Annotated in this window: 27 protein-coding genes; 11 read left to right on the top strand and 16 right to left on the bottom strand. The window is 63.6% G+C overall.

The window, feature by feature from the left end:
• The first annotated feature begins 146 nt into the window (after positions 1-146).
• Both nirK and JQ629_RS09855 read left to right on the top strand, forming a co-directional pair.
• Positions 147-1,268, top strand: coding sequence for a copper-containing nitrite reductase (gene nirK, locus JQ629_RS09860; protein WP_212268121.1), 1,122 nt, complete (start codon positions 147-149; stop codon positions 1,266-1,268).
• 55 nt (positions 1,269-1,323) lie between these two features.
• Entirely contained in the window at positions 1,324-2,181 is an 858-nt protein-coding gene (locus JQ629_RS09855; RefSeq protein WP_212412473.1) for an SUMF1/EgtB/PvdO family nonheme iron enzyme, read from the top strand.
• A 37-nt stretch (positions 2,182-2,218) separates the two neighbouring features.
• Here the strand turns inward: JQ629_RS09855 and uxuA are convergent, their stop codons facing one another.
• From uxuA to JQ629_RS09825, 6 genes are all read right to left on the bottom strand, one after another.
• The gene (gene uxuA / locus JQ629_RS09850; RefSeq protein WP_212412472.1) at positions 2,219-3,412 is read right to left on the bottom strand and encodes a mannonate dehydratase; all 1,194 of its coding nucleotides are present in this window, start codon (positions 3,410-3,412) and stop codon (positions 2,219-2,221) included.
• A 25-nt stretch (positions 3,413-3,437) separates the two neighbouring features.
• The gene (locus tag JQ629_RS09845) at positions 3,438-4,478 is read right to left on the bottom strand and encodes an L-idonate 5-dehydrogenase (protein WP_212385950.1); all 1,041 of its coding nucleotides are present in this window, start codon (positions 4,476-4,478) and stop codon (positions 3,438-3,440) included.
• A 13-nt stretch (positions 4,479-4,491) separates the two neighbouring features.
• On the bottom strand, positions 4,492-5,898 hold the full coding sequence (locus JQ629_RS09840; RefSeq protein ID WP_192734949.1) for a TRAP transporter large permease: 1,407 nt from the start codon (positions 5,896-5,898) through the stop codon (positions 4,492-4,494).
• Between the two features lie 4 nt (positions 5,899-5,902).
• The gene (locus JQ629_RS09835) at positions 5,903-6,481 is read right to left on the bottom strand and encodes a TRAP transporter small permease (protein ID WP_212412471.1); all 579 of its coding nucleotides are present in this window, start codon (positions 6,479-6,481) and stop codon (positions 5,903-5,905) included.
• 129 nt (positions 6,482-6,610) lie between these two features.
• On the bottom strand, positions 6,611-7,588 hold the full coding sequence (locus tag JQ629_RS09830; protein WP_212412470.1) for a sialic acid TRAP transporter substrate-binding protein SiaP: 978 nt from the start codon (positions 7,586-7,588) through the stop codon (positions 6,611-6,613).
• Positions 7,589-7,666: 78 nt separating this feature from the next.
• Positions 7,667-8,401, bottom strand: coding sequence for a FadR/GntR family transcriptional regulator (locus JQ629_RS09825; protein ID WP_212412469.1), 735 nt, complete (start codon positions 8,399-8,401; stop codon positions 7,667-7,669).
• 187 nt (positions 8,402-8,588) lie between these two features.
• Between JQ629_RS09825 and JQ629_RS09820 the strand changes: the two genes are divergently transcribed.
• From JQ629_RS09820 to JQ629_RS09790, 7 genes are all read left to right on the top strand, one after another.
• On the top strand, positions 8,589-10,058 hold the full coding sequence (locus JQ629_RS09820) for a mannitol dehydrogenase family protein (RefSeq protein ID WP_212412468.1): 1,470 nt from the start codon (positions 8,589-8,591) through the stop codon (positions 10,056-10,058).
• 136 nt (positions 10,059-10,194) lie between these two features.
• On the top strand, positions 10,195-10,524 hold the full coding sequence (locus JQ629_RS09815; RefSeq protein WP_212412467.1) for a hypothetical protein: 330 nt from the start codon (positions 10,195-10,197) through the stop codon (positions 10,522-10,524).
• Positions 10,525-10,602: 78 nt separating this feature from the next.
• Positions 10,603-10,797, top strand: coding sequence for a hypothetical protein (locus tag JQ629_RS09810; RefSeq protein WP_212412466.1), 195 nt, complete (start codon positions 10,603-10,605; stop codon positions 10,795-10,797).
• A gap of 313 nt (positions 10,798-11,110) precedes the next feature.
• Positions 11,111-11,560: a nuclear transport factor 2 family protein gene (locus tag JQ629_RS09805; protein WP_212385945.1), complete on the top strand. Its 450-nt coding sequence runs from the start codon at positions 11,111-11,113 to the stop codon at positions 11,558-11,560.
• Positions 11,561-11,667: 107 nt separating this feature from the next.
• Positions 11,668-12,459: an alpha/beta fold hydrolase gene (locus JQ629_RS09800; RefSeq protein ID WP_212412465.1), complete on the top strand. Its 792-nt coding sequence runs from the start codon at positions 11,668-11,670 to the stop codon at positions 12,457-12,459.
• 44 nt (positions 12,460-12,503) lie between these two features.
• On the top strand, positions 12,504-13,385 hold the full coding sequence (locus JQ629_RS09795) for an MBL fold metallo-hydrolase (RefSeq protein ID WP_212412464.1): 882 nt from the start codon (positions 12,504-12,506) through the stop codon (positions 13,383-13,385).
• 197 nt (positions 13,386-13,582) lie between these two features.
• Positions 13,583-14,323, top strand: coding sequence for a DUF3750 domain-containing protein (locus JQ629_RS09790; RefSeq protein WP_212412463.1), 741 nt, complete (start codon positions 13,583-13,585; stop codon positions 14,321-14,323).
• A gap of 557 nt (positions 14,324-14,880) precedes the next feature.
• On the opposite strand, the gene JQ629_RS09785 is transcribed toward JQ629_RS09790, so the two are convergent.
• From JQ629_RS09785 to JQ629_RS09745, 9 genes are all read right to left on the bottom strand, one after another.
• Complete coding sequence (locus JQ629_RS09785) at positions 14,881-15,228, bottom strand: RidA family protein (protein ID WP_212001947.1); 348 nt, start codon at positions 15,226-15,228, stop codon at positions 14,881-14,883.
• Positions 15,229-15,246: 18 nt separating this feature from the next.
• Positions 15,247-16,368, bottom strand: a complete 1,122-nt coding sequence (locus JQ629_RS09780; RefSeq protein ID WP_212412462.1) for an NAD(P)/FAD-dependent oxidoreductase — start codon at positions 16,366-16,368, stop codon at positions 15,247-15,249.
• Positions 16,365-17,783 (bottom strand): FAD/NAD(P)-dependent oxidoreductase, encoded by a 1,419-nt coding sequence (locus JQ629_RS09775; protein ID WP_212412461.1) that lies wholly within the window; start codon positions 17,781-17,783, stop codon positions 16,365-16,367. Before JQ629_RS09775 ends, JQ629_RS09780 begins: the two co-directional genes overlap by 4 nt.
• A complete protein-coding gene (locus JQ629_RS09770) occupies positions 17,780-18,076 on the bottom strand; it encodes a (2Fe-2S)-binding protein (protein ID WP_212001941.1) in 297 nt (98 codons plus the stop codon). Before JQ629_RS09770 ends, JQ629_RS09775 begins: the two co-directional genes overlap by 4 nt.
• Before the next feature lie 35 nt (positions 18,077-18,111).
• Positions 18,112-19,251 (bottom strand): NAD(P)/FAD-dependent oxidoreductase, encoded by a 1,140-nt coding sequence (locus JQ629_RS09765; RefSeq protein WP_212412460.1) that lies wholly within the window; start codon positions 19,249-19,251, stop codon positions 18,112-18,114.
• Between the two features lie 20 nt (positions 19,252-19,271).
• Positions 19,272-20,078 carry an ABC transporter permease gene (locus JQ629_RS09760; protein ID WP_212412459.1) on the bottom strand — a complete coding sequence of 269 codons (807 nt, stop codon included), beginning with the start codon at positions 20,076-20,078 and terminating at the stop codon, positions 19,272-19,274.
• Positions 20,075-20,956, bottom strand: coding sequence for an ABC transporter permease (locus tag JQ629_RS09755; RefSeq protein ID WP_212412458.1), 882 nt, complete (start codon positions 20,954-20,956; stop codon positions 20,075-20,077). The genes JQ629_RS09760 and JQ629_RS09755 overlap by 4 nt, the downstream gene beginning before the upstream one ends.
• Positions 20,953-21,996 carry an ABC transporter ATP-binding protein gene (locus JQ629_RS09750; RefSeq protein ID WP_212412457.1) on the bottom strand — a complete coding sequence of 348 codons (1,044 nt, stop codon included), beginning with the start codon at positions 21,994-21,996 and terminating at the stop codon, positions 20,953-20,955. The genes JQ629_RS09755 and JQ629_RS09750 overlap by 4 nt, the downstream gene beginning before the upstream one ends.
• Positions 21,997-22,119: 123 nt before the next feature.
• Entirely contained in the window at positions 22,120-23,154 is a 1,035-nt protein-coding gene (locus tag JQ629_RS09745) for an ABC transporter substrate-binding protein (protein ID WP_212412456.1), read from the bottom strand.
• Positions 23,155-23,406: 252 nt separating this feature from the next.
• Here JQ629_RS09745 and JQ629_RS09740 point away from each other — a divergent pair, with 252 nt between their 5' ends.
• A complete protein-coding gene (locus JQ629_RS09740; protein ID WP_212412513.1) occupies positions 23,407-24,318 on the top strand; it encodes a LysR substrate-binding domain-containing protein in 912 nt (303 codons plus the stop codon).
• A 7-nt stretch (positions 24,319-24,325) separates the two neighbouring features.
• Here JQ629_RS09740 and JQ629_RS09735 read toward each other — a convergent pair whose 3' ends face one another.
• Entirely contained in the window at positions 24,326-25,858 is a 1,533-nt protein-coding gene (locus tag JQ629_RS09735) for a porin (RefSeq protein WP_212412455.1), read from the bottom strand.
• Positions 25,859-26,474: 616 nt separating this feature from the next.
• On the opposite strand from JQ629_RS09735, the gene JQ629_RS09730 reads away from it, so the two are divergent.
• Entirely contained in the window at positions 26,475-26,786 is a 312-nt protein-coding gene (locus tag JQ629_RS09730) for a hypothetical protein (protein ID WP_212412454.1), read from the top strand.
• The last annotated feature ends 57 nt before the right edge of the window (positions 26,787-26,843 follow it).

The following is a 26,843-nucleotide window of genomic DNA, read 5'->3' as shown; positions in this document are numbered from 1 at the left end:
CGACCACTTCTTTCTTTGTTCGGGAGCAAACAGCGGCGCGATTGGTCTTCTTTCCGGGAAGCTTGCGCTGGCGCAAAGAGCGCTTCCGATCCTTGGGGCACAAGGGTGACACGAAATTCAAATGCAGACACCAACAGGAGAGTGTCATGATCACCCGCCGTATCGCCCTGCTCGGCGTCGCAGTCGCCGCGCTTGTCGTTGCCGTCCCCGCGCTGGCCGCCGACGATCTCAACCTGCCGCGTCAGGCGGTTGCGCTGGTGGCGCCGCCGTTCGTGCATCCGCACGAACAGGCCACCAAGGAAGGCCCGAAGATCATCGAGTTCAAACTTGTCATCACGGAGAAGGAAGTCGTCATCGACGAGGCCGGCACCAAGTTCCAGGCGATGACCTTCAACGGCTCGATGCCCGGTCCGCTGATGGTCGTCCATGAAGGTGATTACGTCGAGGTGACGCTGGTCAACCCCGAAACCAATGCGATGCCTCATAACATCGACTTCCATGCCGCGACGGGCGCATTGGGCGGCGGCGCTCTGACCCATGTGAACCCCGGCGAACAGGTGGTTCTGCGCTGGAAAGCAACGCGCACCGGAACGTTCATCTATCACTGTGCCCCGGAAGGCATGATTCCCTGGCACGTCGTGTCGGGCATGCACGGCACCGTGATGGTGCTGCCGCGCGACGGCCTGAAAAACCGCGAGGGCAAGGCGCTGCGCTACGACCGCCTCTATTACGTTGGCGAGAACGACCTCTACGTGCCCAAGGATGAGAAGGGAAAATACAAGAGCTACGAAACGGTCGGAGAATCGTTCGCCGACACCACCGAGGTCATGCGCAAGCTGATCCCGACCCACGTCGTCTTCAACGGCAAGGTCGGCGCCCTCACCGGCAAGAATGCGATGACGTCGAAGGTCGGCGAGACCGTCATGATCGTTCATTCGCAGGCCAATCGCGACAGCCGTCCGCATCTGATCGGCGGTCACGGCGATTACGTCTGGGAGACCGGCAAGTTCGTCAACCCGCCGGAGAAGGATCTCGAGACCTGGTTCATTCGTGGCGGCTCAGCAGGAGCTGCGCTCTACACGTTCAGGCAGCCCGGCATCTACGCCTACGTCAACCACAACCTGATCGAGGCCGTCGAACTCGGCGCCACTGCCCACTTCAAGGTCGAGGGCAAATGGAACAACGACCTCATGAAGCAGGTGCAGCCTCCCGGCCCGATCCTGCCCGGCAAGTCCAGCGCGGCTGATGCTGTGGTGAAAACCAGATAACGACCTCGCGGCCTGAAGCCATTGCTGCGGGCCGCGGTGACCGGAGGACCGCCCCATGCTGCTCGCCATGAAAATCAAGGCCGCGATAACAGCGGCCGTTCTGGCCAGTCCGATCGCGCTGACGGTCGCCCCTGTTGCCCACCCCGTCGATTCCGCGATCATCGAAATTGCCGCAAAACCGTTTCAGTATCGGCTCGCCGGCGATTTCTCCCGCGACGGCAAACCCGCGCCAGCCCCGCTGCGTGAAGCGCTTCTAGCCGCCAGTATCAAGATCATGAACCGTCAGGTCACCGCGGGCGAATATGCGCGCTGCGCCGATGACGGCCGATGTCCTAAAATCCCGCAAGCCTCCGCGATGGCGGAGCGTCCAATGGTCGGCGTCAGCTGGCGGGATGCAACGGCCTATGCCGAATGGATGACGAACAAGACCGGGGTCCTGCACCGCCTTCCCACCGACGAGGAATGGGTGTTCGCAGCCGGCCAGAAGGTCCGCGACGAAGCGCTGCCGGTGGTCGACCCGGTCGATCCCGCGCAGGCCTGGATTGCGCGTTACGAGGCGGAAGCCAACCGGGCGCGGCCCGGCGCGCTCGACCCGCAACCGGTCGGCGCCTTCGGTCGCAACGAGAACGGGCTGCTGGATGTCGGCGGCAATATCTGGGAATGGACCAACAGCTGCTTCCTTCGCATGACGCTGGAGCCGACGGGGGCCGCGCGCGTGACCAACACCAATTGCGGCGTTCGCGTCGTGCAGGGCGCCCACCGGACCTATATGACCGACTTCATCCGCGATCCTCGCACCGGCGGCTGCGCCGCCGGCGTGCCACCCGCCAATCTCGGCTTCCGCCTGGTAGTCGAAGACAAAAATTGGCCAGCGCTGCAAAGAATGATCGTCGCGACCTTCAGGCCGGGTTAGAACGGCCTACGTCAGGTCATGAATTGTCGCGCCGCGATCAGCCCGCGTGCTCGATGGCGCGGATCGCGCCGCGCAGTTCGGCCAGCCCACGCAGCCGGCCGATCGCGGTGTAGCCGGGATTGGTGCGCTTGGTCTCGGCGAGATCGTCGAGCATGCGATGGCCGTGGTCCGGCCGGAATATGATTTTTTCACCTGCCGAACGTTTCCGGTTTTCGCTCAGCAACGCCTTGAGAACAGCGATCATGTCGACGTCGCCATCGAGATGGTCGGATTCGAAGAACGACAGGCCGTCGGCCTCGCGCTTGGTCGCGCGCAGATGCGCAAAGCCGATCCGCGGCGCGAATTGTCTCGCGATCGCCGGCAGATCGTTCTGCGCACGTACGCCGAGCGAGCCGGTGCAGAAGCAGATGCCGTTCGCCTTGGACGGAACCGCGTCGAACAGCGCCTGGTAGTCTTCGGCCGATGAAGCGATCCGCGGCAGGCCGAACAGCGGCCGCGGCGGATCGTCCGGGTGCAGCGTCAGCGTCACGCCAAGCTGCTCGGCAACGGGCGCGACGCGCGCGAGAAACTCGATCAGATGCTGGCGCAGCACGGCGGTGGTGATGCCGCTATATTGCTGCAAGCGGTCGCGGAACTGCGGAATGGTCAGGGGATCGGTGGTCGATCCCGGCAAGGCGCTGGCGATGTTGGTGACGAGGACATCGATATCGGCCTGCGTCATCCCGGCGTGAAGCTGCTTGGCACGGGCGCGCGCGCTTTCCGAATATTCCGCCGCCGCGTCCGGGCGCTGCAGGATGTGCAGGTCGAACGCCGCGAACCGTTCCTGGTCGAAGCGCATCGCCTTGGCGCCGTTCGGCAGTTCCCATTCCAGATCGGTTCGGCACCAGTCCACGACAGGCATGAAATTGTAGCAGATGATCTTGATCCCGGCGGAGGCCACCGCCTCCAGGCTCGCGATCCAGGCCTCGATCGAGCGCGTCGCCTTACCGCCGAGCCGCTTGACGTCGTCGGGGATCGGAATCGATTCCACCACCGACCAGGTCAGCTGCGAACGGCCGGGCTGGCTTTTCTCGATGATGTGCTTGCGCTGCTCGACGCCTGATCGCGTCCAGGCTTCGCCGATCGGCACCTGGTGCAGCGCGGTGACCACGTCGGTGGCACCCGCCTGGCGGATATCATCGAGCGACACCGGATCGTTCGGCCCGTACCACCGCCATCCCTGCAGCATCATGGGAATTCTCCTGAATATCTTCCGGTCACTGCGCCGTCAGCACGACCTTGACGCTCTGCGAGCGGTCGAGCGCGAGGCGAACCGCATCGGGTGCGACCGACAGCGGACGCTCGGCCGTTACCAGCGACAGCACATCGACGCTGCCGTCGGAAATCAGTTCGACCGCGGTCATGAATTCCGGCCCGAAGCGGAACGAGCCGCGCAGATCGATCTCCTTGGCCATGACAGCGTTCGCCGGCGTTGGAATTTGCCCGCCCGGCAGATTGCCGATCTGGACGACGACGCCGCCGCGCCTGACCGCGCCGATGGCGCTGGCAAGGCCGGCCGCCGTGCCCGACACTTCAAATGCGACATCGTAGGGCGCGACGGCCTTCAGGGCTTCATCGCCTTTGGAGATGTCGATGACATGGTTGGCGCCGAGCCGGGTTGCGAACGCCAATGGCGCGGCGGCGATATCGACGACGGTGACTTCGGCAATGCCGGCGCGGCGCGCGGCCAGCATCGTCAGCAGGCCAATGGGACCCGAGCCGAACAGCACCGCACGTTTTCCGCTGACATCTCCGGCGCGGGCGACCGCGTGCAGGCAGACTGCCAGCGGCTCAGCCAGTGCCGCCGCCTGGTACGTCACGTGGTCTGGAATCCTGACGCACTGCGCGGGAATGGCGTCGAACAGGCTGGAAAACCCGCCCTGCATGTGCGGCGTCTTGGAAGCCGAGCCCATGAAGAAGATGTTCTCGCACAGGTTCAGCCGGCCCTCGCGGCACGGCGTGCAGTGGCCGCACCAGCGCGACGGATTGACGGCGACGCGATCGCCGGTCTTCAGGCCGGGCGCGCTGCCCGAGATCTCGACGACTTCGCCCGCGATCTCATGGCCGAGCACCAGCGGCGAGGTGACGACGAAATCCCCGGTGCGGGCATGGCGGTAGTAATGCATGTCGGAGCCGCAAATGCCGCCGGCGCCGAAGCGAATCCGCACCATGCCCGACGCCAGCGGATCGAGCGGGCGCTCGACCATGCGCAGGTCCTCGGGGCCAAACAATGTTGCAGCCAAAGCCATCGATGTCATTTTGCGAGTCCTATCACTTAGCAAGTCCCATATATTTCGGCAGCCAGAGCGTCAGCTCCGGGATGTAGGTGATGGCGATGAGCGCCAGCAGCAGCGGCACCAGCCAGGGGAGGATCGCCATCGTCGTGCGCTCAACCGAGAGTTTTGCGACGCGGGCGAGCACGAACAGCACCATACCAAGCGGCGGGTGCAACAGGCCGATCATCAGGTTGAGCGTCATGATCAGCCCGAAATGAATGGGATCGATGCCCAACTTCAGGACGATCGGCAGCAGGATCGGCACCAGGATGGTGATCGCGGCGATGGTGTCGATGAAGCAGCCGACGAACAGAATCAGGATGTTCGCCAGCAGCAGGAACACCCATTTGTTCTGGGTGATCCCGAGTATCGCGTCGCTCAGGATCTGCGCCGCCTGCGACACCGTCAAGAGCCAGGCGAAGATCGAGGCCGCCGTCACGATGAACAGCACCGATGCCGTGGTCTCGATGGTATCGAAGGTCGCCTTCGCCACGGTCTGTAACGTCATCGAGCGATAGCGCACCAGCCCGAGGAACAGCGACCAGATCACAGCGGCTACCGCGGCTTCCGTCGGCGTGAACCAGCCCAGCGTCATGCCGCCGATCAGGATGACCGGCGCCATCAGCGCCATCACGGCGGAGAAATCGAAATACCAGTCGAGCGCCAGCAGCGCCACGAGCCCGATGCCAACGGCCATGTTGACCGAGAGCCCGGCGAGCACCAGCAGCCAGACCGCGAGCGGAAAGCACAGCACGACCACGATCTCGAGCCCGGCCGAGCCGATCTGCCGCCAGGAGAACGGCGTATCGCTGCCCCAGCCGTTCTTGTGGGCGAAATAGGCCACGGTCGCCATCATCATCAAGGTCATGACGACGCCCGGAATGAGGCCGCCAAGGAACAGCGCGCCGATCGAGACGTTCGCCATCATGCCGTAGATCACGAACGGCAGCGACGGCGGGATGATCGGGCCGAGCGTCGCCGACGCCGCGGTCACGCCGACGGAAAACTCCGTCGAATAGCCATGGTCCTTCATCGCCTTGATTTCGATGGTGCCGAGGCCTGCGGCATCGGCGATCGCGGTGCCGGACATGCCGGAAAAGATCACCGAGCCGACGATGTTGACGTGGCCGAGGCCGCCGCGCATCCAGCCCACCAATGCGACCGCAAAGCTGTAGATGCGCCCGGTGACGCCGGCGATGTTCATCAGGTTGCCGGCGAGGATGAAGAAGGGAACGGCCAGCAGCGGAAAGCTCTCGACGCCCGCGATCATGCGCTGCGCCAGCGTCACGTCGGGCGTGATGCCGGTGACGAGAATATACAACAGCGACGAGACCGCCATCGCCAGTGCGACGGGAAGGCCGACCAGCATCAACAGCAAAAATGCCCCAAGCAGCAGCAGCATCGCCCTACCCTTCCGTTCCGTCGAACGCGCCGGGGCGCTCCAGTATCGAATAGCCGCGCCGCCAGTTTTCGATCGCAATCTGGATCGATCGGCCGAACATCAGCACGAAGCCGAGCAGCACGCCGTAATAGACAAACCCTTTTTCGATCTTGATCGTCGTCATCCGCTCTTCGCCGATGATCTGGATGTAGACCCAGACCAGCTTGATCGCATAACCGAAGAACGCGATCCGGATCAGGTCGATCACGGTCGAGAGCGCGCGCCCCACCGCATGCGGCAGATAGCGGAACACCAGGTCGACCTGGATGTGCCGCGACAGCCGCACGCACATTGATGAGCCGATAAACACCACGCCGATCAGGCAATAGGTCGCGATCTCCTCGGTCCAGGCGTAGCTGTCGTTGAGGACGTAGCGGGTGAAGAACTGCAGGAAGACGCACAGCGCCATGATCCAGAAGATCACCAGCGCCAGCCAGTCCTCGAACGCATACGGACTGAGGTCGGCGCCCTTCGGCGCCTCGTCCTCGAACGTATGGGCGATCTCTTCCGCCGTGATCTGCTTGTGCACTTCAGCCGTAGACATGCGTTTAATCCCCAAGTCGCGTCGCGTGATTGGCTCACGTCATTCCGGGGCGGCTCGGAGAGCCGAACCCGGAATCTGGAGATCCCGGGTTCGACGCTGACGCGTCGCCCCGGGATGACGACTTCGTCGTCACTTCACCGCCTGGATGCGATCCCAGTCGGCCTTGCGGTAGTCGAAGCTTTCAAAGCTCGTGGTCTTGATCACGGTGTCACGGAACGCGGCCTTGTCGACCTCGGTGACGGTGAGACCCTTCTGCTTGAAGAAATCGACCAGCTTGGCTTCGTTGACCTTGATCTCGCCGGTTGCCTTGGCAGCGGCTTCCTGGGTGACTTCGGTGAAGATCTTGCGATCCTCTTCGCTGAGCTTCTTCCAGAGCCCGCCTGAAATAATCGTGTTGAGGTGGTCGACGATGTGACCGGTCAGCACGATGTGCTTCTGCACCTCGTAGAACTTCTTCGCTTCGATGGTGGTGAGCGGATTCTCCTGGGCTTCCACGGTGCCGTTCTGCAGCGCCAGGTAAACCTCGGCGAAGGCGATCGGCGCGGTGTTGGCGCCGCAGGCGCGCGGCATCGCCAGATACGCCGGCACGTCGGGCACGCGTATCTTGAGGCCCTTCATGTCCGCGCAGGCCTTGATCGGGCGGTTCGACGAGGTGTGACGCACGCCGTAATAGGTCACCGCCACGATGCGGTGGCCGGTCTTGTCTTCATAGCCCTTGGTGAGATCCTTGAAGACATCGCTCTTGGTGTAGGCCAGGAGATGATCGGCATCGCGGAACGTGTAGGGATAATAGGTCACGCCGATCGGCGGAAAACTCTTGGCGGCGAAGCTGGAGCCGGAGATGATGATGTCGACCGAGCCCAGCGAAAGGCCCTGGTTGATATCGGCTTCCTTGCCGAGCTGCGAGGCCGGATAGACGTCGATCGCATAGCGGCCGTTGGTGCGCTTGCCGATCTCCTGTGCGGCCCACACCGACGCGGTGTGGAACGGCTCCGACGTCTCGTAGACGTGCGCCCATTTGAGTTTGGTCTGCGCCATACCGGCGCTGGTGGCGGCAACAAGCACGGCAGCGGAAGCCGCCAATACAATTGTCAATTTCTTCAACATGAAATCTCCTCCATTGTTACATTTGCTTTTCTTACTCAACCGATTCAGCCTTTTGGGCCGAACCGTTCGAATGCCTGATCAGCCGCTCCTTGCCTGCGCGCGAGGGGATGGGGCTTCGGTTCCAAAATTTTGTGCAAAGCGTTCCTGCGAACGCGCCAGATGCTCGCGCATGGTAAGGCGCGCGGCGTCGGGATCGCGCGCGGCGATGGCGTCGCGGATCGCCTGATGCTCACTGAGCGCGGCGCCCCAGGATTCCGGGTTCTCGAAATAATGCGCCAGCTTGGCGAAATAGGGATTGAGCCGCTGGTCGAACAGTTCGCCGACGACGCGAACCAGCACGGCGTTATCGAGACTTCCCGCCACCGCGACATGGAAGGCGCGGTCGTGGATCATCGAGGCGTCGCCGGGATGCTGGGTGTTTGCCATCGCCAGCAGCGAGGCGTCGATGCGCGCGATATCTTCCGGCTTGGCCACCCTCGCCGCCTCTTCGGCGATGGCGCCTTCGATGAACTCGCGGGCGCGCAGCAACTCGAACGGCCCTTCGATCATTGCGGAGGCCGGCAAAGGCGCGGCAAGCGCGGCCGGATCGCTGACATAGATTCCGGAGCCGACACGAATGCGAACACGTCCTTCGACTTCGAGCGCGATCAGCGCTTCGCGCACGGTGGGACGGGAGACCTTCAATTGTTCGGCGATATCGCGTTCGGTCGGGAGCCTGGAGCCGACGGCGTATTCGCCGCTGTCGATCAAGGCGCGCAGCTGATCGGCAACCTGGCGGTATAGGCGTCGCGCTTCCACTGCCTCTAACGGCACGCTGGTTTCCTCCGAACGACCTCGTGGATCGATTCTTTTCTGGTTGGCTCTGGCCAATCGGCTGGTCTTGAGTTCCAGTGCCGATCGGTAAATTGGCCTTACCAATTGACCAAACATTGACCTTACGGGCGCGCTATGTCAAGGCGAATGGCGAAAATTCCGCCATTCCAACCCAAAGGAGGCCGATTTGCGCCTCTCGAACGCCAGCCTCGCCCGGCTCCCCGGCCATATCCGCCGCCCCGGTTACGACCGGGCACGGGTCACATCAGGCATCGTCCATCTCGGAATCGGCGCGTTCCACCGCGCGCACCAGGCGGTCGTAATCGACGACCTGCTCGCAAACGGCGTGACGGACTGGGGAATCATCGGCGCCAGCCTTCGAAGTTCGGACACCCACGACGCCCTCGCCCCGCAGGATTGTCTCTATGCGGTTGCCGTTCGCTCCGGCGCGGGCACTGAGCACCGGATCATCGGCTCGGTGCTGAAGACGGAAGTCGCCAAGAGCAACCCCGCGCAATTGATCGCGCGCATGGCTGATCCCGCCACGCGCATCGTCTCGCTGACGATCACCGAGAAAGGCTATTGCCACACGCCGCAGACTGGCGAACTCGACTCAGACCATCCCGATATCGTCCACGACCTTGCAAACCCGGATGCACCGCGATCGGCTCCGGGATTCATCGTCGCCGCATTGGTGCGGCGACGGGCGACGGGCACAACGCCGTTCACCGTCCTCTCCTGCGACAATCTTTCGGCCAACGGCCATACCGTGAAACGGATCCTGACGCAGTTCGCTCACCTGCGCTCGCCCGAGCTTGGAAAGTGGATCGCCGATCACGTCGCCTGCCCGTCCACGATGGTCGATCGCATCGTGCCCGAAACCACCGACGCCGATCGCGCGGCGGTCTCGTCCGAACTCGGCATGACCGACGCATGGCCCGTGATATCAGAGCCGTTCACGCAATGGATCGTCGAAGACAATTTTCCGGCCGGCCGCCCCGATTTCGCACGCGCCGGCGTGCAGCTCGTCACTGATGTGACACCGTTCGAACACATGAAGCTGCGGCTGCTCAATGCCAGCCATTCGGCGCTGGCCTATCTCGGCTATCTCGCGGGCCATGAGACCATTGCCGCTGCGATGACCGACGATCGCTTTGCGGCGTTCGCCCATGGCGTGATGCAAGAATCCGCCGTGACGCTTTCGATGCCCGAGGGGACTGACCTGGCGGGATACAGCGCCTCGCTTCTCGAGCGCTTTGCCAACCCCGCCCTGCGTCACCGCACCTGGCAGATCGCGATGGACGGATCGCAGAAACTGCCGCAGCGGCTGCTCGGCACGATGCAGGACCGGCTGCGGCTGGGCTTGCCGATCGATACGCACGCGCTCGCCGTCGCAGGCTGGATGCGCTACGTCACGGCCAGCGATGAGAAGGGACAGGCGATCGAGGTGCGCGATCCCTTAGCGGCGGAACTGGCCGCGATCGCCAAAACAGCCGGCCCCGTCGCTGATCGGCTGGCGCCTGCGCTGCTCGACGTTCGTTCGATCTTCGGCGAATTTGGAAACGACCCCCGCCTGCGCAACGCCGTGACGCGCGCGCTGGCGCAGCTCTACGAATTGGGCGCCCGTCGGGCGGTGAAGGCCTGGCTGCCGGCATAAGCGACGGCGCTGGTCGCGGAGCATTGCTTCGCAGGGTTCCGATTTGCGCGCCAAATGAGTGGCCGGGAACATTCCAAATCCGGGAACATTCGGTAAGCGGTGGGGTTGGTGTTCATCGACCTGAAGGAGTTCAGTCATGAAGAAATTTATCGTAGTGCTCGCGATTGGCGCCGGCACGCTGCTCGCTACCGGCGCAACGGCCGCACCGCTCTCGCATGGCATTACCGTGATGCCGGATAACGGCATCGAACATGTCAGAATGGTGTGCGACGAATATGGCCAATGCTACCGTACCCGTGGCGGCCGCCGCGTTGTCGTTGAGCGGGAATACGGCGACAGCTACAATTACGCTCCGCGCGAGCGATACATCGAACGCCGCGGCTATTACAATGACGGCCCGAGCGTCGGTATCGGCGTGGGACCGGGCGGAGTCGGTGTTGGATTTGGCGCCGGACCGCGCTGGTAGGATTTTAATTTCGCAAGTCGAGGCCGCAGAGAAATCTGCGGCCTTCGGCGCGCTCGGCCTCCGCTTGAGGGTTTGTAGATGGACGAAAACAAATTCGCCGCACTGCTCGGTCACGCAGCGCTGAAGGTGTGGCCGGAGCTGTCGCGCGACGCCCAGGAAATGTTGTTTGCGGCTGCCGTCGATGACGGCGTCATTGCAAATACACTCGCAACCTACCTGCACGATCATCATCCCCGGACCGCCCATCCGCCAAAGCCGACGGCGCTGGCCTGATTCTGATCTGCATGGCGGCAGAATTTTACAACCGCCGTAGAACTATTCGAAAACCTCTGCTCGCCTGACGCAGACGCTCGCCAGATTGCAAGCACCAAGATTGCAAATCTGGCGCGGGCTACGGGAGCGATTTCGCTTCCTCTCGCAGCGCACACCGCTGATAATACTTTCAGAAGACACAACCCTGTGTTTCAATCGGCCCTGCGGAAACCGCAACCGCGTGCGTCCGCAGGCCGGCTCCTGCCCCGATCGCGAGTCCCGGCCAGCAGAAAAACAACGCACGGTCTCAAAACCATAACAACGGAGGAAATCCATGGACATCGATCGTCGTCAGCTTGCGTTACCGGTACTCGCCATCGGACTTCTCGGCGTGATGCCAGCCTTCGCCGGCGCCGATGAAGATGCGGTCGCCAAGAACCTCGAGGCCTTCCGCACCGCGCAGGCCGCCGCCAACGCCGAGGGACTCGCCGCGCTTTGCGCAGCCGAACTCAGCTACAGCCACTCGGATGGCCGGGTCGAGGACAAGGCGGCCTTCATCGCCGGCGCGACCAGCGGAAAATCGAAGTGGCTGTCGCTGACCTATAAAGACCCCGCGATCCGCGTCGTCGGCCCGGCAGCGATCGTCCGGTTCCACTGGCTCGGCGAGCAGGAAGCCGTCGCCGACGGCAAGAAGAGCTCCACCAACCTCCACATTCTGATGAACTGGCAGAAGCAGGGATCGGACTGGAAACTGCTGTCGCGCTCGGCGACCAAGCTCGGATAGCAGCCTCCGCTTCGTAACGGCCCTCGCCGCCAATCGACCACCAACAGCGCACATCGTGCGCTGTTGGTGCGTTGGCAGGCGTCAATAAAAGAAGCCGGGAATCTGGAATGGACTTCATCGAACTTGATGGCGTCGGGCTGCGCTACGAACTCAGCGGCAAGGGTGACCGCACCCTGGTGCTGGTGCACGAAATGGCTGGCTCGCTCGAAAGTTTTGACGACGTCGTGCCACGGTTCTCGGAAGCCCGCCGGGTGTTGCGCTACGACACCAGAGGCGCGGGAATGTCCCAGAAGGTGCGCGGCGAGCTTGGCATCGATACGATGGCCGACGACATCGCAGGCCTGCTCGATGCGCTCGGCATCGCCGGCAAGGTCGCACTGGCGGGCGTCGCCCTCGGCGGCGCGATCGCACTTCATTTCGCGGCCCGATACCCCGAACGCACGAGTGCGGTCGCGGTCAGCAGCCCGGCCACCGGCATAGCCGCGGAGCGTCGCGCGGCAGCGCTTGAGCGGCTCCTCAAGATCGAAGCCGCCGGCATGGCTTTCGCTGTCGCCGATTCGATGCAGAATGGTTATGCGCCGGAGCTTCGCGGCGACATCGCGCGCTTTCAACGATACCGGGCGCGGTGGCTCGGCAACGATCCCGCGAGCTATGCCACGATCTGGCGCATGCTGGCCGGCCTCGACATGCAGGACGAACTGAACAGGCTGCGCTGTCCCGTGCTCGTGATCGGCGGCAGTTTTGACCACGTGCGGCCGCCAGCGCTCGCGGAAGCCACGGCCAAGACGATCCCCGGTGCCCGCTACGTCGAAATTCCCTCCGGCCACTACATGGCCGTGCAAACGCCCGATCTGTTGTCCGATTGCATCGCCGATTTCCTCAGAACGGTCGATGCCTGATCGGCACCCGGCCACCCCCCCTCCATCGCACAGGGTCTTCCAACATGCCTTCGCAGCCTGCACAGCAAATTCCCGGCGTCTATCATCGCAAGATCGGGGACATCGTCGTCACCACGATCAGCGATGGCTATCTCGACGGCAATCTCGAGGTGATGCGCAACGTCGACGTCGAGAAAGCACGCCGGATCCTGCAGGACGCATTCCGGCCGGCGCGGCGAACCAGCGTCAACACATTCCTGATCCATTCGAAGGGTCGTATCGCTATCGTCGACACCGGATCGGGCAATTATCTGCAGCCGACCGCCGGCCACGTGCAGCGTAATCTTGCGGCGGCCGGCATCGATCCGAAATCGATCGACACCGTGCTGCTCACGCACATGCACCCGGATCACTCCGCCGGCCTGACCGACATGTCGAACGGTCAACGCTACTTTCCGAACGCGGAACTGGTCATGCACGAAAACGAACAGGCCTATTGGTTTGACGATGGCGAGATGAGCAAGGTCGACGAGCGAGCGAGGCAGCTCTATTTTGGCGCCGGCCGGGAGCAGGTCGAACCGTACAGGGACCGCACGCGTTTGTTTCGAGACGGCGAAGTTTTTCCTGGCGTGACCGCCGTACCCAGCCTCGGCCATACGCCGGGCCATACCGCGTATCTGATTGCATCTGATAATGATCAGTTGATGATCTGGGGCGACACGGTACATGTGCCGGAAGTGCAGACCGCGTTTCCCGAAGCCGGCATGGCCTTCGACACCGATCTCGCCGCGGCAGCGGCCTCACGAGAACGCATGTTCGATCGCGTCAGCTCAGATGGCATCCTGATCGCCGGGATGCACCTGCATTTCCCCGCATTCTCGCGCCTTGCACGCCGTGGCCACGCCTATGCGCTTTATCCGGAGGCATGGGTTCACAATCTGGCCTAGCGGGACGCAGCGCAGCCCGGGTGGCGTGACCAGGAGCCCGTACTTTGCATGGGGTTGTTTTCGCGATTATTTATCCGGGCCCTTCCGCCGCCGAAGAGGCCCGCCCGCGAATAGTCCGGGTACCAAACTGGCGCAAACAAAGAAGCGGACTATATGAGGGATCGTAGTCCGCCATATCAATCACGCCCGACGCCCCCTTGATCAAACCAGTCATCATCTTTCTGTCGTTGGTTTTTTTCCCGATCGGTGTATCGGCGGCCCGCTATTGGTCCGATGACCCGCGTGGAAGCTGGCAGACGGCGGACCGCTCCAGCGCCGGGCTTTTGCCCGAGGCATCCCGCCATCCCGATGCGGTCATTCGCATTTATGGCGCGCGCACGCTGCGATGGAAGGCGATCTTCGCGATCCACACCTGGATCGTTATCAAGGAGCAGAACGCCGCGACCTATACCCGCTATGACTACACCGCCTGGGGCGAGCCGATCCGCACCAACGGCTTCGCGGCCGATGCGCGCTGGTTCGGCGCCGCCCCTGAAACCATCGTCGCGGTCGATGGCGAGGAAGCAAGTCGCCTCATCCCCAAGATCCGTCACGTCGTCGAAAATTATCGATTCCGGGCCTATGGCGACTACAGCCCGTGGCCGGGTCCGAACTCCAACACCTTCGTGCAGGCCGTCCTCAATGCGGTCCCCGAACTGATGGCTGTGCTGCCGCCCACCGCGATCGGAAAAGACTATCCCTACGAGGGCAAGTCATTCGGACTGACGGCTTCCGGTACCGGCGTTTTTGCGTCGCTCGGAGGTTATCTCGGCCTCACCATCGGATGGGTCGAGGGTTTCGAAATCAACTTCCTCGGCGCGGTGCTGGGATTCGATGTTCGCCGGCCGGCGCTGAAATTTCCGGGCATCGGCCGATTGGGAATGACGGCCGGAATTTAACCCGCCGTTAACCTTGTGCCGAATTGTCGCTCACCCGATGCGGCAAAAATTGATGCCTGATGCGCGCTTTTTGACCTCGCATTTGTGCGCTGCAATATCTATGTAGGAATCAGGAAGGAAATTCGTCCCAAGGACAACTCCGAAAAGGAGCCATCTAATGGCGAATGTTCTAACCACTGGGGCCTGGCTTTCTGCCCCGACTGAAAAACCCTCGTTTTTTGCAAGATTGTTGCGCGCTCGTATCGAATCCAATGAGCGACGGGCTGCCCGCGCTGTTGAGGCGTACGTTGCCGACCACGGGATGCAACAACTGTCCGATAATGCCGAGCGCCAGATCGACCGCTTGTTCTCCAGGGCGGGCCGATAGCCATGGTCACACTCATCATCATGCAGGTCGCAACCAGGCTCGCTCGTTTTGGCAAACAGGTTGGTGAGACGTGGCGCGAAACCCAGCGCCTCCGTCGCAACCTCGCGGGTCCAGCAGAAGAATAGCCGCACCGCGCACGGTCCCCTTCGTTCCACCGGTCAGCCGGTGAAACGAGAGGGAAATGCCCGCGTCAGCCTTTGAGCGCGGTGACCACGACCTCGATCAAGGCGCCGCCACCGAGATCGGCGACGCCGACGGTGGCGCGCGCCGGCAAATTGTCGCCGAAGAATTCGGTCCAGGCCGCGTCCATCTCCTTTTTCTTCGAGAGATCCGTGACAAAGATCGAGGCGCTGACGACGCGTGATCGATCCGTGCCCGCCTCCTTCAGATAGCCCGCGATCTTGCCGAGGATGTTGCGAGTCTGCTCGCCCATCGAGACGCTGGTGTCGTCGGCGATCGTGCCGCCGACAAAGACAAAACCGTTGGCTTCAACGGCGCGGTGCATGATCGGGGTGCGGATGTTGCGGATGATGTTCATGATGTCCTCATCTTGGTTCTAGGGTTGGGAAGAATGAAAGCGGTCGATGCCGAGATCGCCGATCCGGGTCTGGGTGCCACCGCTCGCGATCAGCTCCGTCATCACGGCGCCGGCGCCGGGGCCAAGCTGGAAGCCGTGCAGCGAAAAGCCGAACTGGTGATAGAGCCCTGCGTGACGAGCACTCGGGCCGAACACGGGCAGTTCGTCTTTTGTGCGAGCCTCGATACCGGCCCAGGCGCGCACGATGGTGGCGCTGCGCATCACGGGAAATAATTCGAACACGGTGCGGGCGCTGATGGCGAGACTGCGCCAGTCCAGCACCGTCTCGTTGCGGTCCTGGTCCGGCGTCGCCAGATGCCCGCCGCCGATCAGCACCGTGCCGTTGGCGAACTGTTTGAAGGACAGCTTGCGGCCGCGCAGGATCACCACGGGATCGATGAAATGCGGCACGCGGGAGGTGATCATCAGCATCGGCGCCACGGTCTCGACCGGCACCGGCTCGCCAAGATCAGCGGCGATGCGGCCGGCCCACGCACCGGCGGCATTGACGAGCACCGGCGCCGCATAGCTATCGGCACCGACATCGACCCGCCACAGCCCATCCTGCTTTCGAATGTTGGTTGCTGCGACGCCCTCAACGACGGTCGCGCCTAGCGCTTCTGCCTTGCGGCGGATCGCGGTGGTGGTTCGGGCCGGTTCGGCCGCGCCATCGCGCCGCGACACCACGCCGCCAGGGCAGCTCTCGGCCACCGCCGGCACCAGCCGCCGCAGTTCCGGCCCGTCGATCAGCTCCTCGTGGGTGAAGCCGAGCGCGTTCAGCTCGGCGACGCGCGCGCGACAGGCATCGAATTCGGCGGCGTTTTCGGCGACCAGCACCTGACCGTGGCTTTCGAAGCCGCAGCTATCGTCGACCAGCGCTTCAATCCGCTCCCAGATTCCCATCGAGCGGATCGAGAGCGGGATCTCGGCGACATGCCGTGCAAGCTGGCGGACGCCGCCGGCATTCACGCCCGAGGCGTGGCGGCCGGCATAGTCCTTCTCGATCAGCACCGGCTTCATGCCAGCGAGGCACATGTGAAGCGCGGTCGAGCATCCGTGGATGCCGCCACCGACGATGATGGCATCCGCAAGCTTCGTCATCCGCGCACCACCGCATTGACGTCGGCTTCCGTCTTCGGCACCGCCGCCAGTTCCGCCAGCGTGATCGGCTTCACCGGTGCACGCAGCCGGTAATAGCCGATCTCCTGAGGGGTCTTGCCGCGCGCTTGCGCCATCAGCTCGGTGACGGTCAGGCCGCAAAGCCGGCCCTGGCAGGGACCCATGCCGGTGCGGCGATAGGCCTTGAGCTGGTTGGGACCGGTCGCACCGATCGCGACGGCCTCGAGGATGTCTCTGGCCGATACCTCCTCGCAGCGGCAGACGATGGTGTCATCAGAGGGGATGCGAAACTGCGTGGCCGGACGGAACAGCGTGTCGAGGAAAATGCGCCCGCGCTCGGCCTTTACCAGCGATGCCCTGAAGGTTGCCATCGATGCGAGCCTGGCGGTAGCCGCCGGCGCCAGCGCCTCGACCGCGGCGCGTGCAGCGATGCGACCGCGGACAATGGCGGCATCAGCGCCGCCGATCCCGGCACCGTCGCCGGCGATCGCGATGCCCTCGACCGACGTGTTGCCGTCGCGATCAAGCACCGGCGACCAGCACAGCTGCAAATCATCCCAGCGATGTTCGATCCCTGTTGCCATCGCAAGATTCACGTTGGGCACCACGCCCTGATGCAGCAGCAGCAACTCGGCCGGAACAGTCTCGCGTCGGCCGCCGGACCCATAGGTCACGGTCGCGAGTTGGCCGTCGCCGGCGGCAGCGAGTTCGCTGACACCAGTCACGACAGGCACTTTGGCTCGCACCTGCTTCATCAACGCAAAACCCTTTGCGAAATAGGGCGACGTCATGAAGGCGAAGGCGTGAGGCAGCGCGGCAAGATAGTTGCGACGCTCGGTCGTATCGAGGATGCGGTCGATGCGCCCGCCGAGGCGTAGGATCTGCGCCGCGAGCAGCCACAGCAGCGGCCCCTGGCCCGCGATCACCGTCGGCCCGTCCGGGACAAGGCCCGACGACTTCAACATCGTCTGCGCGGCGCCGGCGGTCATCACGCCAGGAAGGGTCCAGCCCGGAATCGGAAACGGCCGCTCCAGCGCGCCCGTCGCCAGAATCACACGGCGCGCCTTGACGAAGCACGACGCACCGCCGACCGACACGCCGATCTCGAGATTGCGGTCGAGACTCCAGACCGTCGCGCGCTGGATGATTTCCGCGCCGCTCGATCGCACCGCTTCGACAAGTTCCGCGCCCGCCCAATAGTCGGCGCCGAGATGGCCACGCTCCGTCACCGGGGTCGAGGCGATGGCGCGCCAGACCTGGCCGCCGGGGCCGGCATTCTCGTCGAGCAACAGCGTCGACAGGCCGGCCTCGGCCGCGGTCGTGGCGGCGGCGAGCCCGGCGGGCCCTGCCCCGATCACCACGACATCATAACTGTCGCGCCTGGCAGTCGTGTTCATCGGCCGATCTCCCGCTTGCCCTTCTGGATTTCGATCTGCATACCCTCGGCAACGGGCACCAGGCAGCCTTGCCGATTGCCGACGCCGTCGATGGTGACGAGGCAGTCGAAGCACACGCCCATCATGCAATAGGGCAAGCGCGGCGCGCCGCTCACCGCGGTCGCGCGGCGCACGTCACGGCCGGAGGCGAGCAACGCTGCGGACACCGTATCGCCCTCGCGCGCCGCGACAGCGGCCCCGTCCACGACGATGTGCACGGATCGTCTGCTGTCCTGATCGGATCGTTTGAACATTGGCTGCCTCTTCGCCCCTTCGGGTCGTGTCGATGTCAGTAATAGCCGCTGCCTGTCGCAGCATGGTTCGCGTCAAAGCGGCGGGCCGAGAACGCGCCGACCAGTTCCGGGTCGAGCGCGCCCGCCGCCACCATCCGCGCAATCTCGAAGGCGTGGTTGGAAGCCAGCGTCACGCCGGAATGACAGCAGGTGACGAACGCGCCCGGCGCGCTCTCCGACTGATCGTAGATCGGGAAACCATCCCGCGGCATCACGCGGATGCCGGACCAGGTGCGCACGACGTTGAGGCGCGCCAGATGCGGAAACGTGCGCTGCGCCCGATCCGCCATCACGGCGCTGACCGCATGGTTCAGCGTGCGATCGTCGAGCTGATCTTCCTTGCTGTCGCCGATCATCACCGTGCCCTCGTCGGTCTGGCGAATGGTGGTCAGAGGATGCGGCAGGAACGGCATGGTGCGCTCGGTCACCACGATCTGGCCGCGGGTCGGACCCATCGGCGCCGACAGGCCGACCATCGGCGCCAGCGACTGGTTGGCGTTACCGGCGGAGAGCACAACCTTGCCGGCGCGGATCTCGCCCTGCGCTGTCGAGAGCTGGAATTCGCCGCCGCGACGCGCGATCGCCGAGACCGGCCGCTCGGGAAAGTATTCGATGCCGAACAATTTCAGCCCGGTGTGGAAGGCGCGGAAGGTGCGCAGCGAATTGACGTGCCCGTCCCAGGGACAGAAGCTGCCACCGGAGACCTCCGGCCCAATCAGCGGCAGCATCTTTTTGACCTCGGAGGCCGACAGCATCTCCATCCGGTAATCGGCCGCGCCGACCTGGTTGTGCATCCGCGTCACAAGCTGCGCGCGCTGCGCAAACTCATTCTCGCCAAGGGTCAGGTGGAAACCGCCATTCTGCTGCAGGGCGACGTCGAGCCCGGTCTGGTCTTTCAATTCGGCGGCGAGCTTGCCCCAGGTTTCGGAGGCCCGCATGGTCCAGCCGGTATACGCCGGCATGCCGAGGCCCTTGCTCTGCACCCAGACCAGCGCGAAGTTTGCCCGCGAGGCACGCTTGGCGACGTCGCCCTCGTCGAGCACAACGACCCGCTTTCCGAGCCGGCCAAGACCCCAGGCGATAGCGGAGCCGAGCAGTCCGCCGCCCACGACAGCGACGTCATAGTCCTTTGACATAGGTTTTCCTTGGGTTCCCCTTAGCGCCCCGGGTCGTTCTTGCCGGCCAGCACGCGGTCGAGCCCGTAGAAGCGGTCGAGCAGGATCAGGGCGGTCATGGTGATCGCGATCACGCTGGCCGAGACTGATGTCACCAGCGGATCGATGTTGTCCTGGATGTAAAGGAACATGCGAACCGGCAGCGTCTCGGTGCCGGGTGTCGCCAGAAAGACGGTCATGGTCAAATCATCAAAGGACTGAATGAAGGCCAGCGCCCAGCCGCTGATGACGCCCGGCAGGATCAGCGGCAGCGTCACGCGGCGGAACAGCGTCCAATCGCCGGCGCCGAGCGAGACCGCGGCCATCTCGATCGAGCGGTCCATGCCGGTCGCCGCCGCCAGCGTCAGCCGCAATGCGAACGGAAACACCACCACCACATGCGCGACCAGCAGTCCTGCAAAACTGCCGCCAATGCCGATCGCCGTGAAAAAGCGCAGGAAGGCGATGCCGAGCACGACATGCGGGATCATCAGCGGCGACAGGAACAGCGCGGCGAGCGTGTCACGGCCGCGAAAACTGTAACGGGCGATGGCCAGCGCCGCCGGCACCGCGAACAGCACCGCCACCAGCGAGGACAGAGCACCCAACCCGAGGCTTACCCAGAACGCATGGACGAACTCGGGATAGTTCGCGATCGTCCTGAACCAGCGCAGCGAGAAACTGGTGGTCGGCAGCGACAAATAGCCCTCGGGCGTGAAGGCGACGAGGCAGACCACCAGGATCGGCGCCAGCATGATGACGACGAAGATCGTATGGAAGGTCAGCGCGAGCGGGCCGTTCGTCCTCATCGGAACACCTCGGCATAGCGTCGCTCGATCAGCGCGTTGCTGCCGACGACGATCAGCACCAGCGCCACCAGCAGCAGGACCGCCACCGCCGCACCGAGCGGCCAGTTCAGCGTGTTGAGAAACTCGTCATAGGCGAGCGTCGCCGCGACCTTGAGCCGGCGGCCACCTATGATGGCGGGCGTCGCGAAAGCGCTGGCCGACAGCGAGAACACGATGATCGCGCCCGACAGCACGCCCGGCATGATCTGCGGCAGCACGATGCGGCGGATGATCGTGAACGGGCCGGCGCCGAGCGACAGAGCGGCGTTCTCGATCTGCGGGTCGACGCGCTGCAGCGCGGCCCAGACCGACAGCACCATGAACGGCATCATCACATGCGCGAGTGCGATCACGATGCCGGTCTCGGTGAACATGAAGGGCAGCGGCGATCCGATCAGCCCGAGCGACATCAGGAGCTTGTTGACGAGGCCGTTATTGCCGCCGAACAGCAGCGCCCAGCCCAGCGTGCGCGCCACCACGGAGATCAGCAACGGGCCAAGGATCACGAGCAGGAAGAAGCTCTTCCAGCGTCCGCTCATGCGGTTGAGGATGTAGGCCTCCGGCGCGCCGAGCACGGCGGTGATCAGCGTCGTCAGCAGCGCGATGCGGAACGTCCGCCAGAACATCTCGGCAAAATAGGGATCGGTCGCGACCTCGTGCCAGTTCTTCAGGATGAAGACCGGCTCGATGCCCTTGTACTGGCCCCAGTCGTGGAACGAGAGCATCACCGTCATGGCGAGCGGAATCACCAGCACGCCGACGAACAGCATCAGCGCGGGTGCGGTCAGCAGCCACGCCGTGCGCGCATCGCGCCCCTCCGTCGCAGGTTTCGCGCTCATGCGGCGCCTCCGGCGCGGCGCAGGCTCATGTCCTCCGGCCGCCAGGCGAGCCGGACGGCCTCGCCCTCCACGGGCTGCTTCTGGCCGTCGTTCTGGCGGATCACGATCACCGAGCCGCATTCGCTCTCGCACTGGAACAGCCAGTGATTGCCCTGGAAGATGCGGGTGACGATCTTCGCCGCGAGCCCGGCGTCGCCGAAGCCGATGCGCTCGGGGCGGATGCTGACCGTCACCGGACCCGCAAGGCCGGCCGGCGCCGGCGCGCTCCAGGAGCCCGCGATCAGCCGCCCCGGCGTGGCGGTCCGGTCGATAGTCGCGGCGAAATCATTGGTCTTGCCGAGGAACTGGGACACGAAGGCGGAAGCCGGCCGCTCGTAGGTTTCCTGCGGCGTTCCGATCTGCTCGATGCGGCCCTGGCTCATCACCACGATCCGGTCGGACAGCGACATCGCCTCGTTCTGGTCGTGGGTGACGAGAATCGTGGTGGTGCCGAGATTTCGCTGGATCTGGCGCAGCTCGATCTGCATCTCCTCGCGCAGCTTGGCGTCGAGATTCGACAGCGGCTCGTCGAGCAGCAGCACGCTCGGCCGGATCACGAGCGCGCGGGCAAGCGCGACGCGTTGCTGCTGACCGCCGGACATCCGCCGCGGATAACGCTCCTCGTAGCCGGCGAGCCCGACCATGGCCAGCGTGGCGCGGACGCGCTCGCGGCACTCGGACCGCGGCACGCGCCGCATCTCGAGGCCAAAGGCGACGTTCTCGGCCGCCGTCATATGCGGGAACAGCGCATAGCTCTGAAATACGATGCCGAGCCCGCGCTTCGCCGGCTGTACCACGGTCAGGTCGCGTCCCTCGAGACGGATCGCGCCGCGAGAGGGATCGAGGAAGCCAGCGATCATCTGCAGCGTCGTGGTCTTGCCACAGCCCGACGGACCGAGGAAGGAGACGAACTCGCCCTTGCCGACGGTCAGACTGAAGTCATCGACCACAGTCTGCGTGCCGAACTGTTTTGCGACACGGTCGAGCTCAAGAAAGGACATGGATGCTTCCGGGTGCTGCTGTGGCAAAGCGCGACGATGGGCCTGCGGCGTCGCGCCGGGCCATCGCCGAAATCGTGTCCGCCGGCGCCGAGTCTTGGTTTAATTCTTGGCTCAGCTCTTGGCTCAGCGCTCGACCTCGCGATTCCAGCGCTTGGTCCATTCCTCGCGCTTGTCGTTGATGACGGTCCAGTCGGGCGTATAGAGTTTCGCGGCGCGCTCGCCGATCGGCGCCATCTTGCCGAGCTCCGGCGGAACCACGACCGATTTCAATACCGGGCCGTAGCCGTAGTCCTTCAGCAGCACGAGCTGAATCTTCGGCTCAAGCAGCGTCTTGACGAATGCTGATGCAAGCAGCGATGCGTTTGGCTTGGTGATCGGACAGGCTGTCGTCAGCAGCGTGGCCGCACCTTCCTTCGGATAGACGAAGTCGACGGGGAAGCCGGTGTTGGCGAAGCTCTGGACCCGGGCCGTGCCCCACACGGCCAACACGGCCTGGCCGGACTGGAACAGCTCGGTCATCTTGCCCGGCGAAGGCTCATAGGCCAGCACGTTTGGATTGACGTCGGCCTTGATGATCTTGAAGCCGGCGTCGACATTGGCCTCGCTGCCACCGTTCATCCTGGCGAGCATCAGCAATGTGTGCAGGCCATAGGTGTTGTTGATCGGCGGAATGACCAGCTGCTTCTGATATTTTGGATCCTTGAGATCGTTCCAGGAGGTCGGCGGCGCCCAGCCTTTCTCCGCGAAGATTTTGGTGTTGTACATCAGGCCGGTTGCGACCAGACCAATGCCAACCGCGCGGTCGTCCTTGAAGCGTGCGGCTTCGTAGATATCGGCGGGAAGGCCTTCGAGCTTGCCGCAGAAGCCGAGCTGGATAGCCTGGTACATCGGACCGTCATCGACGATCGCCACATCGATCTGCTGGTTGCCCTTCTGCGCTTGCAGCTTGGCGAGCGTGTCTGTCGAGTTGCCGGCGACATATTCGACCTTGACGCCGTTCGCCTTTTCGAACGCCGGGATGACCTCGTCGCGGATCGTCTTCTCAAACGAGCCGCCGTAACCGGCGACATAGAGCGTCTTCTGCTGCGCCAAACCCGCCGACGGGGCTAAGGCGATCGCGGCAATGCTGACGGCTCCGATAAGGGCGAGATGCTTCATATCGATCGATCTCCATATCCGTTTGCTGGGTGACACCCGGAGCGCAACTGTCCTGACCCGTGTATCGGTATCGCGGTACGACGCCATGTCGGATCCGCGCGGAGATTTGGCCTGCACCGGTCCGCTCCCGACCGGCGTCGCCCAAAAAATCAGCTATCTCCAACCTTGATGAAAAAGATCGCAATCCACGCTTTCGTCGTCCAATTAATAATGGCACCCTCTTCATGCCGGAATGTTATGGATGGAGAGAAGATGGCGCGGATCAATTCGCGGCAGGTCGAAGCCTTCCGCGCGATGATGCTGACAGGCAGCGTGACGGAGGCGGCAAAGCTGATGGCTGTGACACAGCCGGCCGTAAGCCGATTGCTGCGCGACTTCCAGGCGCTGCTGAAAATGGAGCTGTTCGACAAGCGCGGCACCGGACTGGTGCCGAGGGCTGCGGCGACGGCCCTCTACATGGAGGTCGAACGGTCCTTCGTCGGTCTGGAGCGGATCACGGCGGCAGCCGAAGAGATCCGCAGCCGCCGGACCGGCACGCTGCGGATCGCGGCCCTGCCGGCGCTGTCCAACGGCTATCTGCCGAGGCTCTCCGGGCGATTCCTGATGGAGCGGCCAAACCTCAACCTATCGTTCTTCGGCGTGATCTCACCGATTGTGGTCGACTGGGTGTTGAACAACCAATGTGACATCGGCTTCGCCGAAGTGCCGATCGCCCATGCGGGATTGTCGAGCGTGCGGCTGCCGGCCCCGGCCCGCGTCGCCGTTTTGCCAACCGGACACCGGCTCGCGGCCAAGGCAACGCTGCAGCCGCGCGACTTCGAAGGCGAGACCTTCGTGTCCCTGACGACGGGATCGACCGGCCGGCATCTGGTCGACCAGGCCTTCAATCGCGACGATGTCCGCCGGGTGCTTCGGGTCGAGACCAGCCTCTCGGAAATCATGTGCGGGCTGGTGTCGTCCGGCCTTGGCGTCGCGATCTGCGATCCGTTCACGGCGCAGGAGTTCGAGAGCCGGGGCGTCGTGGCGCGGCCTTTCCTGCCGCGGATCGATTTCGAATTCGCTGCGGTGTTTCCGCCGCAGCGCAGTCCCTCGCCAGTGGCTTTGGACCTGGTGGAAGCCATGCGGCAGTCGCTCAGCGAGATGAGCCACCCGCCGCAAGCATAGGCCCGTCTTACCAGTTGCGCTGGGCGCGGAAGGCGAGTGACAATGTGCCCTGGTCCTTGAGTTCGTACAGGGCTGCCGGCTTGACACTGACGGCCGGCAAGGCGGCGACGCCGGAATATTGCTGATCTACCAGTGTGTACATCAGCTCACCCGTGAAAGTGAGGTTCTTCACCGGGGACCAGCGCGTGTTCGCACCGATCTGCGCGACGTTGAAGTTCGGGTTGCAGGTCGAGCCGGGCGTCAGGAAGGTGGCGACGGTGGCGCAGATATAACCTCTTGCCGTGGCATTGTAGCTGACCGACGTGTAGGAGCCGAAGAGCGCTGAATTCCACTGGCTGTTCCAGTTGTGCGTGTAGCCAGTACGAAAGCCCCACAGCTTGGTCGTCTCGATCCCATTGCCGGTCGTGAAAATGCCGTCAGAAACGCCCCCAATACTCAGGCCTTGGTAAACGCCAGCCAAGCCGCTGCTGCCATACATGGCGACGGTGGGTGCGACCAGACTCTGCCAGACGTAACGGCTGGCACCGTCCGAATAGCCAAATGAAATATCGATGTCGTCACCCGGGCCGGTCGGCAGGTTCTTGATCGTCATGGCCAGTTGACCAGCCCAGCCCCACTTGTCGCTGGGATGACCTGAAGTTTCTGTCCCGCCGTAATAGGCCGCGTGGATGTTGTGCGCGGCTACCGAGGCCTGGAACATGCCCCAGGCCTGGTCGACGCGAAGCATGCCGACGATGTCGGGAGCCCGCGTGCCGCCGAAGGCATTGGCGCCATACACGCCGCCCGCGAAGTTGGCCGCGGTGAGGGTGGACGCGTTCCACAAATTGGTCTGGTAGTAGGTGACCTGATCCTGCAACGAGATCGCACCGGTGATGCCCTGACCAAAATCCGCCGTATAGGAGAACTGGTTCACGCCTGTCGTGTCGGAGTGGCCGCCGAGCAGCGCGTCCGTGATGTTGGCGGGATAGCCAGCGAATGGTGCGTCGAACTGGGATATTGCCCTGCCGATCGTGAAGCCGGCGAACTGGATGAACGCGAGGTTGAGGGCGAACGAACCACCGGATAGACCGCCGTCAGAGGGGTTACCAACACCACCAAAGCCGCCGGCCTGGGCAGCCGCAGAGTAAACGGTGCCGCCAGCGCCGGTGGAGGCATAGGTACCCGAGGTCCAGGAGAAATTCGCATCGAAGTATGTACGGAGCACGCCATATTCGGTCGCGGTACGCGTATCGATGTTGAGGTTTTCGCGGGCGCGCGCGAAATAGTAGTTGCTCAGCCGGCTTTGTTGACCCGCGGCGCCACTCCAGGCCGGGGTGCCCTGAATGCCACCGCCGTTGAGGGTGACATCGGCGCGCAGGTATCCGCCGAGCTTGATGCAGGTGTCGGTACCCGGGATGAAGTAGAAGCCATTTCCATAGAGGGAGCAGATCCTGACATATTCGACCGCCTTGGCCTTGACTGGAAGATCCGCGGCCTGGGCTCCGCCCATGGCGACGAGACATGCTACCGAGGCAAGCACTGCGCTGTTGATTGACTTCATGGTCCGCTTCCCAGCTGTTTCGGAGGGGCCTCGTTCAGGCCTCGCTCCGAAACGATTCGATTATCTTAGGTCGCAGATTTAGGTAACGATCCAAGCACCGGACAGTCAGCATATGTGTCTTCAGACTTCTTTCCTGGAGAGTGTTACGCGAAAGGCACAGGGACCGGCTCTTCCCTCATAAAATGGAAGCACTGCTCTGCGTCGTTTGCAGTGCTGCGCGCCTTGCGCTGGCGATGATCGCGGAAGCCGAGCGGGCGTGCTGGAGGCACAGATGGCAACGATGCCGGCCTCTGCTGAGACGGCCATCGAAAAAGATCGGGCAGTCGACACGACCGCTCATCGCGATGACTTCAGCAACCGGGATCGTTTTGGCACCTCAGGCCCCGGAAACGCTCAGGCGCGACTGTTCGCAGAAGGAAAAAGCCCCAGCTCGGAGGCTTGCGAGCTGAGGCCAAGGCTTGCTGGACCAGATGCGCTGAAAGCCCAGCGGCGTGAGCATAGGCTCCCATCGCGCCCTCATCTATCATCCGTTTGATTTACCTCGGATTTTCCAAACACAGCGGATTTGGAACAGAGTAAGGTTCCATACCCTGTTCTCGCGCGGGAGTTACTCCGCATGCCTCGCTCCCCGTCCATCGTGCCGCATCGTGGCGATCACGACATCTATCTGGTGCTAAACGATTTTGGCAGGCTCGGACGCGCCTGGTGCGAGGCAGACGAGGAAGGCACCGACCGCGAGGCGCTGATCCGCCGTCTTCTGGAAGACCAGTTTAGCCATCCGGTGCGGATCGTCGCCTTCAATACGGCCGAGGGCTGGTCGCGCGACGTCACGGTGGATATTGCCGACGAGTTGCGTCGGCGCTTTCCTGAATTCGATGAGGTGCCGCACTCGGTGCAGGAGTTCCTGGAAGCCGCTGTCCGGCGCTGAGCTGTAGCGGGACCATTGTCGTCCTCAACAATCACACCTCCACAATCGAGCGAACTC

This window comes from Bradyrhizobium sp. AUGA SZCCT0222 (assembly GCF_018130205.1).
Taxonomy (GTDB): domain Bacteria; phylum Pseudomonadota; class Alphaproteobacteria; order Rhizobiales; family Xanthobacteraceae; genus Bradyrhizobium.
The sequence above is the reverse complement of the archived record's forward strand: the minus strand, read 5'-3'. Positions and strand labels throughout refer to the sequence as shown.